The organism is Microbacterium sp. Bi128 (genome assembly GCF_918698205.1).
The window spans coordinates 1-3270 of the sequence record NZ_CAKKMM010000527.1; the positions used below are offsets into that span (position 1 = coordinate 1).

Annotated in this window: 2 protein-coding genes; both read left to right on the top strand. The window is 65.3% G+C overall.

Annotated elements, in window-relative coordinates; genetic code table 11:
- Positions 1 to 1280, top strand: a 1280-nt coding sequence (locus LQV45_RS22335) for a toprim domain-containing protein (RefSeq protein WP_230008874.1), incomplete at its 5' end; no start/stop codon positions are given.
- Positions 1281 to 1341: 61 nt separating this feature from the next.
- On the top strand, positions 1342 to 3270 hold a 1929-nt coding region (gene gyrA / locus LQV45_RS22340), incomplete at its 3' end, for a DNA gyrase subunit A (RefSeq protein ID WP_230008875.1).

Here is a 3270-nt window from a genome sequence, read left to right on the forward strand (position 1 = left end):
ACGACGGCCTGCTGGACTACGTCAAGCACCTGAACTCCGGCAAGAAGGTTGATGTGGTCCACGAGGACGTCATCGCCTTCGAAACCGAGGACACGGAACGGCACATTGCCCTGGAAATGGCGATGCAGTGGACCAACGCGTACTCCGAAAGCGTCCACACCTACGCCAACACGATCAACACGCACGAGGGCGGCACCCACGAAGAGGGTTTCCGCGCCGCGATGACTTCACTCATCAACCGCTATGCGCGGGAGAAGAACATCATCAAGGAAAAGGAAGACAACCTCACCGGGGACGACATCCGCGAGGGCCTGACGGCAGTCATTTCCGTGAAGCTCTCCGAACCGCAGTTCGAGGGCCAGACCAAGACCAAGCTCGGCAACTCCGAGGTCAAGGGCTTTGTCCAGCGGGTTGTCACCGACGGCCTGGGCGACTGGCTTGAGCGCAACCCCGGCCCCGCCCGGGACGTCATCCGCAAGGCCATCTCCGCAGCCCAGGCGCGCATGGCCGCCCGGAAGGCCCGGGACAACGCCCGCCGCAAGAGCCCGCTGGAATCCTTCGGCATGCCCGGCAAGCTGTCCGACTGCTCCTCGAAGAACCCGGAGAGGTGCGAGGTCTACATCGTGGAGGGTGACTCGGCCGGCGGCTCCGCCAAGCGCGGCCGCAACCCGGAGACCCAGGCCATCCTGCCGCTGCGCGGCAAGATCCTGAACGTCGAGCGTGCCCGGCTGGACAAGGCGCTCGGCAATGCGGAGGTCCAGTCCATGATCACGGCATTCGGCACCGGCATTGGCGAGGACTTCGACATCGCCAAGCTGCGCTACCACAAGATCGTGCTCATGGCCGATGCCGACGTCGACGGCCAGCACATCACGACGCTGCTGATGACGCTGCTGTTCCGCTACATGCGCCCGCTGATCGAAAACGGCTACGTCTACCTCGCGCAGCCGCCGCTGTACCGGATCAAGTGGTCCAATGCCCCGCACGACTACGTCTACAGCGACCGTGAACGCGACGCGAAGCTGCTCTCGGGCCAGGCCGCCGGCCGCCGCATCCCCAAGGACAACGGCATTCAGCGCTACAAGGGCCTCGGTGAAATGGACTACACGGAACTGTGGGACACCACCATGGACCCGGACCACCGGACCCTGCTGCAGGTGACGATGGACGATGCCCTGGCGGCGGACCAGATCTTCTCGGTCCTGATGGGCGAGGACGTTGAATCGCGCCGAAACTTCATTCAGCAGAACGCCAAGGACGTTCGGTTCCTGGACATCTAGAGGGCAGTCAAGCCCCGAATATGCCCGGACTGATATATACCTGAAACGGAAAATATAGACTATGAGTGACGAAACACCAGAGGTGCCGGCCGGCTCCGAGCCCGTCCTTGAAGGCGCCATCCTCGATGGCGACGTACTGACCGACCGCGTCGAGCAGGTGGACCTGCAGACCGAAATGCAGCGCTCCTACCTCGACTACGCCATGGCTGTGATCGTGGGCCGTGCCCTGCCGGATGTCCGCGACGGCCTCAAGCCCGTCCACCGCCGCGTGCTCTATGCGATGTTCGACGGCGGCTACCGCCCGGAACGCTCCTTCAACAAGTGTGCCCGCGTGGTGGGCGAGGTCATGGGCCAGTACCACCCGCACGGCGACACCGCGATCTACGACGCCCTGGTCCGCCTGATCCAGGACTGGACCATGCGCTACCCGCTGGCACTGGGCCAGGGCAACTTCGGCTCGCCCGGCAACGACGGCGCGGCCGCCCCGCGGTACACCGAAACCAAGATGGCGCCGCTGGCCATGGAGATGGTCCGGGACATCGACGAGGAAACCGTCGACTTCCAGGACAACTACGACGGCAAGAACCAGGAGCCGACCATCCTGCCGGCCCGGTTCCCGAACCTGCTGGTGAACGGTTCCTCGGGCATCGCCGTCGGCATGGCCACCAACATCCCGCCGCACAACCTCCGTGAGGTCGCCGACGGTGTGCAGTGGTACTTGGCCAACCCGACCGCCAGCCGCGAAGAGCTGCTCGAAGAGCTGATCCAGCGCGTCAAGGGACCGGACTTCCCGACCGGCGCCACGATCCTGGGCCACAAGGGCATCGAGGACGCCTACCGCACGGGCCGCGGCTCCATCACGATGCGCGCCGTGGTCAACGTCGAGGAACTCCAGGGCCGCACGTGCCTGGTGGTCACCGAGCTGCCGTACCAGGCCAACCCGGACAACCTGGCCATCAAGATCGCCGAACTCGTCAAGGACGGCAAGATCTCCGGCATCGCCGACCTCCGCGACGAGACCTCGGGCCGCACCGGCCAGCGACTGGTGATCGTGCTCAAGCGCGACGCCGTGGCCAAGGTGGTGCTGAACAACCTCTACAAGCACACCCAGCTGCAGGACAACTTCGCCGCCAACATGCTCGCGATCGTCGACGGCGTGCCGCGCACGCTCAGCCTCGATGCCTTCATCCGGCACTGGGTCACGCACCAGATGGACGTCATTGCCCGCCGCACCCGGTACCGGCTGCGGAAGGCGGAGGAGGAAGCGCACATCCTGCGGGCCCTTCTCAAGGCGCTGGATGCGCTCGATGAGGTCATTGCCCTGATCCGTGCGTCCACCACCACCGAAGCGGCCCGCGACGGGCTGATGGAGCTGCTGGACATCGACGAGGTGCAGGCCCGGGCCATCCTGGACATGCAGCTGCGCCGGCTCGCCGCCTTGGAGCGCCAGAAGATCCAGGACAAGCACGCCGAACTTGAGGCCCTGATCGTCGAATACAACTCGATCCTGGCCTCGGAGGAGCGCCAGCGCGAGATCATCAGCACCGAACTCTCGGAGATCGTGGCCAAGCACGGCGATGACCGCCGCACCAAGGTCCTGCTGGGCTACGACGGCGACATGTCCATCGAGGATCTGATCCCCGAGGAGGAAATGGTCGTCACCATTACCCGCGGCGGCTACGTCAAGCGCACCCGCAGCGACAACTACCGCTCGCAGCAGCGCGGCGGCAAGGGCATCAAGGGCGCGCAGCTGCGCGGCGACGACGTCGTCGAACACTTCTTCGTCACCACCACCCACCACTGGCTGCTCTTCTTCACCAACCTGGGCCGGGTCTACCGCGCCAAGGCGTACGAGCTCGTGGAAGCCGGCCGCGACGCCAAGGGCCAGCACGTGGCAAACCTGATGGCGTTCCAGCCGGACGAGCACATCGCCCAGGTGCTGGACCTGCGCGACTACCAGCACGCCCCGTACCTGGTGCTCGCCACCAAA